General features: G+C 72.4%; 5 protein-coding genes. 2 read left to right on the plus strand and 3 right to left on the minus strand.

Going from position 1 to position 5,086, the window contains the following annotated elements; all coding sequences use genetic code 11:
• The 3 genes from ilvC to AC0CYZ_RS05195 all read right to left on the minus strand — a co-directional run.
• On the minus strand, nucleotides 1-791 hold a 791-nt coding region (gene ilvC / locus AC0CYZ_RS05185; protein ID WP_472213001.1), incomplete at its 3' end, for a ketol-acid reductoisomerase.
• Nucleotides 792-819: 28 nt separating this feature from the next.
• A complete protein-coding gene (gene ilvN, locus AC0CYZ_RS05190; protein ID WP_472213002.1) occupies nucleotides 820-1,320 on the minus strand; it encodes an acetolactate synthase small subunit in 501 nt (166 codons plus the stop codon).
• A complete protein-coding gene (locus tag AC0CYZ_RS05195) occupies nucleotides 1,317-3,236 on the minus strand; it encodes an acetolactate synthase large subunit (protein ID WP_472213004.1) in 1,920 nt (639 codons plus the stop codon). Before AC0CYZ_RS05195 ends, ilvN begins: the two co-directional genes overlap by 4 nt.
• Before the next feature lie 417 nt (nucleotides 3,237-3,653).
• Between AC0CYZ_RS05195 and AC0CYZ_RS05200 the strand changes: the two genes are divergently transcribed.
• Together AC0CYZ_RS05200 and AC0CYZ_RS05205 are read left to right on the plus strand one after the other, a co-directional pair.
• The gene (locus tag AC0CYZ_RS05200; protein WP_472213006.1) at nucleotides 3,654-4,319 is read left to right on the plus strand and encodes a PH domain-containing protein; all 666 of its coding nucleotides are present in this window, start codon (nucleotides 3,654-3,656) and stop codon (nucleotides 4,317-4,319) included.
• Between the two features lie 162 nt (nucleotides 4,320-4,481).
• A partial coding sequence (locus AC0CYZ_RS05205; RefSeq protein WP_472213008.1) for a dihydroxy-acid dehydratase domain-containing protein occupies nucleotides 4,482-5,086 on the plus strand: 605 nt, incomplete at its 3' end.

Genomic DNA, 5,086 nt, shown 5'->3' on the forward strand with positions numbered 1-5,086 from the left:
CCGCGGGTGAGGTCGCCGTACTCGGCGGTGTCCGAGCAGCTCCAGCGCTGGCCGTAGATGCCCTTCTCGTACATCAGGTCCACGATCAGCTTGAGCTCGTGGAGGCACTCGAAGTAGGCGATCTCGGGCTGGTAGCCGGCCTCGACCAGCGTCTCGAACCCGGCCTGGACCAGCGCCGACGTGCCGCCGCAGAGCACGGCCTGCTCGCCGAAGAGGTCCGTCTCGGTCTCCTCGGTGAAGGTCGTCTTGATGACCCCGGCCCGGCCGCCGCCGATGGCCGCGGCGTAGGAGAGCGCGAGCGCCTGGGCGTGGCCCGACGCGTCCTGCTCGACCGCGATGAGGCACGGCACGCCCTTGCCGTCGACGAACTGGCGGCGGACGAGGTGGCCCGGGCCCTTCGGCGCGACCATGGCGACGTCGACGTCCGCCGGCGGCTGGATGAGGTCGTAGCGGATGTTGAAGCCGTGGCCGAAGAAGATCGCGTCGCCCGAGTTCAGGTTGGGCGCGATGTCGTCGGCGTAGATGTAGCGCTGCTTGGTGTCCGGCGCCAGGATCATGATGAGGTCGGCCTCGGCGGACGCCTCGGCCGGCGTGACGACCCGCAGGCCCTCCTCCTGCGCGGCGGCGCGGGACTTCGAGGACTCGGGCAGGCCGATGCGCACGTCGACACCCGAGTCGCGCAGCGAGAGCGCGTGCGCGTGGCCCTGGCTGCCGTAGCCGATCACGGCGACCTTGCGGCCCTGGATGATCGACAGGTCGGCGTCGGCGTCGTAGAAGATATCGACACTCATGGAACTGCGGTTTCCTCTCGGTACGGACTCAACGGTTGGCGGCGATGGCGCGGGGCCCACGGGCGAGCGCGACCATCCCGGACTGCACGATCTCGCGGATGCCGTAGGGCTCGAGCATCCGACGCAGCGCCGACAGCTTGTCAGCGGTGCCGGTGGCCTCGACGGTGACGGCGTCGGGAGCGACGTCGACCACCTTGGCCCGGAACATCTGGGTCACCTCGAGGACCTGGGAGCGCACCGTCGCGTCGGCGCGGACCTTGAGCATCACGAGCTCGCGCTGGACCGACATCGTCGGGTCCAGCTCGACGATCTTGATGACGTTCACCAGCTTGTTGAGCTGCTTGGTCACCTGCTCGAGGGGGAACTCGTCGACGCTCACGCAGATGGTCATCCGCGAGATGCCGGCCTCCTCGGTCGGACCGACCGCGAGCGACTGGATGTTGTAGCCGCGCCGGGAGAACAGGCCCGAGATGCGGGCCAGCACGCCGGGCTTGTCCTCGACGAGGACCGAGAGGGTGTGGGTGCTCATCGGCTCGTCCCCCCGAGGCGCTGGTCCTGGCGCTCGATGTCGGTGACGACCTCGTCCGCGCCACCCGCCTCCGGGTCGTCGAACAGCGGCCGGATCTCCCGGGCGGCCATGATCTGGTCGTTGCCGGTGCCGGCGGGCACCATCGGCCAGACCTGGGCGTCGGCGCCGACGGTGAAGTCGATGACGACGGGGCGGTCGGTGATGGCCATGGCCTGCTCGATGACCCGGTCGACGTCCTCCTTGGTCTCGCACCGCAGGCCCTCACAGCCCAGCGCCTGGGCCAGCAGGACGAAGTCGGGCACGCGGTGCTTGTGCGTACCGAGCTCGGTGTTGGAGTAGCGCTCGCCGTAGAACAGGGTCTGCCACTGGCGGACCATGCCGAGGTTGCCGTTGTTGATGACCGCGACCTTGATCGGGATGCCCTCGATGGCGCAGGTGGCGAGCTCCTGGTTCGTCATCTGGAAGCAGCCGTCGCCGTCGATGCACCAGACGGTGGTGTCGGGCAGCCCGACCTTCGCCCCCATGGCGGCGGGCACGCCGTAGCCCATCGTCCCGGCGCCGCCGGAGTTCAGCCACGTGCGCGGGTGCTCGTAGCGGATGAACTGCGCGGCCCACATCTGGTGCTGGCCGACCCCGGACGCGTAGATGGCCTCCGGGCCGGCGATCGCGCCGATGCGCTCGATGACGTACTCCGGGGACAGCGTGCCGTCGGCCGGCTCGTCGTAGCCCAGGGGGAAGGTCTCGCGCCAGGAGTTGAGCTGGTTCCACCAGGCCGTCAGGTCCGGGGCCTCGCCGGCGGCCCGCAGCGCGGCGGTCAGCTCGCCGATGACCTCGCGGGCGTCGCCGACGATCGGGACGTCCGCGACCCGGTTCTTGCCGATCTCCGCGGGGTCGATGTCGGCATGCACGACCTTCGCCCCCGGCGCGAACGTCGTCAGCTCACCGGTCACGCGGTCGTCGAACCGGGCGCCCAGCGCGATCAGCAGGTCCGAGCGCTGCATGGCCGCCACGGCCGCGACGGTGCCGTGCATGCCCGGCATGCCGAGGTTCTGCGGGTGCGAGTCCGGGAACGCGCCCCGGGCCATGAGGGTGGTGACGACGGGGGCCCCGGTCTGGCGGGCCAGCTCCACGAGCTCGGCGGACGCCTCGGCCTTCACGACCCCGCCGCCGACGTAGAGCACCGGCCGCTGTGCCTGCGCGATCAGCCGGGCGGCCTCGCGGATCTGCTTGCCGTGCGGCTTCGTCGTGGGCCGGTAGCCCGGGAGCTCCATCTGCACGGGCCAGGAGAACGTGGTCTGCGCCTGCAGGACGTCCTTGGGCAGGTCGACCAGGACGGGGCCCGGGCGACCGGTCGAGGCGATGTGGAACGCCTCGGTGATCGCCCGCGGGATGTCGGCCGGGTCGGTCACCAGCATGTTGTGCTTGGTGATCGGCAGCGTGATCCCGCAGATGTCGGCTTCCTGGAACGCGTCGGTGCCGATCATCTTGCGCCCGACCTGCCCGGTGATCGCCACGATCGGGACCGAGTCCAGCATCGCGTCGGCCAGCGGGGTCACGAGGTTCGTGGCGCCCGGCCCGGACGTCGCGATGCAGACGCCGACCCGCCCCGTGGCGTGCGCGTACCCGGTGGCCGCGTGCCCGGCGCCCTGCTCGTGGCGCACGAGGATGTGGCGCACGAGCGTGGAGTCGTAGAGCGGGTCGTAGGCCGGGAGGATCGCCCCGCCGGGGATGCCGAAGACGGTGTCGCAGCCCACGGCCTCGAGCGAGCGGACGAGGGACTGTGCGCCCGTGGCCGGCGTCGGGTCGACGCGGGCCGGACGAGGCGCGGCCGGACGCGTCGCGGGTTGCGCTGACGTGTCCTGCTGCTCGGTCGGCGCTCCGGATCGCGGAGCGGGACGCGGTCTGGCTGTGGTCATCAGTGATCAGCCTCTGGTCGGGACGAGGTGGGAGCGGACACGACTGCGTGGAACACAAAAAGGCCCTCGCCGCCGGGTGGCGGTGAGGGCAGGCGCGTCAGCGGTATCGGGCAGCGAGCACGAGGCTCGTCAGGCGCTGACGCGCCCGGCGAGTACGAGAATTCGGTGCTGCACGACGCAGACGGTAGCACGCGGCCCACGGGGCTCGGCCAGCCCCGACGGGAGTGATCCGCTGCGCATCGTCATCAGACCGTGACCGTCGGTCCGGCCTCGTTCCTGGGCTTTCCGGGCCGTAACCCCGTCCGGGGGCGGCCAGACCCCGACCCCGACGACCGCGTCCCCGCGGAACCGCCCTCCTGACGCCACCCGCCCGCCGCCGCACGGCCGCTGCGGTGCGGGGCTGGCACCATCGCGGGGGTGAGCGACGAGCGGGGGACGGCCGTGACCACGACGGACGGGCCGGACGACGAGCAGGACGGCGCTGCTCCGGGCCCGGCCGTCTTCCGCGCGGTGCCCACCGTGTCGCTCGTCGCGATCGGGTTCCTCGCGCTCTGCCTGTCGCCGATCGCGTTCCAGGGCGGGCCCTGGTTCCTGCTCTTCCTGATCCCGCTCGCGGGGGCCGCGTGGATCGTGCGATCCCGCACCCGGGTCGACACCGAGGGCCTGCACGTGCGGCGGCTGCTCGGGTCACGGTCGATGGCGTGGTCGGACGTGGCGACGCTGCGGCTGGTCGACCGGGGGTGGGTACGCGCGGTGCCGCAGGACGGCGCGGACCTCGAGCTGCGAGGGGTCCGCATCCGCGACCTCGGCCGGGTCGGCGAGGCCAGCGGCGGCCGGATCAGCGCGCCGAGCCCCGCCGAGGCGGAGGCCGCCGCCGAGCACGCCCGGGAGCTGGAGGCCGCGCGCATGCGCATCGCCCGGCTCCGGGAGCAGGTGCAGTCCGCCGACGACGCCGAGCCGGCCGCGAACACCGACGCCGCCGACACCGCGAACACCGACGACACCGCCGCCGACACCGCGGACTCGGAGGCCGCCGACTCTGACCACGGCTCCGGCCCCACCACCCCGTCGACGGGCACCTGAGGCAGGCGCAGCGCGCTGTAGCCCTGCTGCGTGTGCTCCTGATCTTCGACGCGAGCGTCCGGAACCACACCCGCGTCCGGGCGTAACCTCCCTCGAGGCCCCACGACCCGCCGCGGCCGCGGTCGGCCTCGCCCTCGTCTCGCCCCTCCAGGAGGAATCGCCGTGCCGCCGCTCCGCTCCCGCGTCACCACCCAGGGCCGCAACGCCGCCGGCGCCCGCGCCCTGTGGCGGGCCACCGGCATGACCGACGACGACTTCGGCCGGCCGCTCGTGGCCATCGCGAACTCGTACACGCAGTTCGTGCCGGGCCACGTGCACCTCAAGGAGATGGGCGAGCTCGTGGCCGGGGCGGTGCGCGAGGCGGGCGGCGTCGCGCGCGAGTTCCACACGATCGCCGTCGACGACGGCATCGCGATGGGCCACGGCGGCATGCTGCACTCGCTGCCGAGCCGTGAGGTCATCGCGGACTCGGTCGAGCACATGGTCCAGGGCCACGCGGCCGACGCGCTGGTCTGCATCTCGAACTGCGACAAGATCACGCCGGGCATGCTCAACGCGGCCCTGCGGCTGAACATCCCGACGGTGTTCGTCTCGGGCGGCCCGATGGAGGCCGGCAAGGCCGTCGTCGTCGGCGGCGTCGCGCAGGCCCCGACCGACCTCATCACCGCGATCTCGGCGAGCGCGTCCAGCGAGGTCGACGACGAGGGCCTCACCGAGGTCGAGCGCTCGGCCTGCCCGACCTGCGGCTCCTGCTCGGGCATGTTCAC

It is taken from the genome of Actinomycetospora sp., from assembly GCF_055612215.1.

Coding starts and splice junctions, on each gene's coding strand:
- ilvN (WP_472213002.1), bottom strand. CDS start 1,320: ATGAGCACCCACACCCTCTCGGTCCTCGTCGAGGACAAGCCCGGCGTG.
- AC0CYZ_RS05195 (WP_472213004.1), bottom strand. CDS start 3,236: ATGACCACAGCCAGACCGCGTCCCGCTCCGCGATCCGGAGCGCCGACC.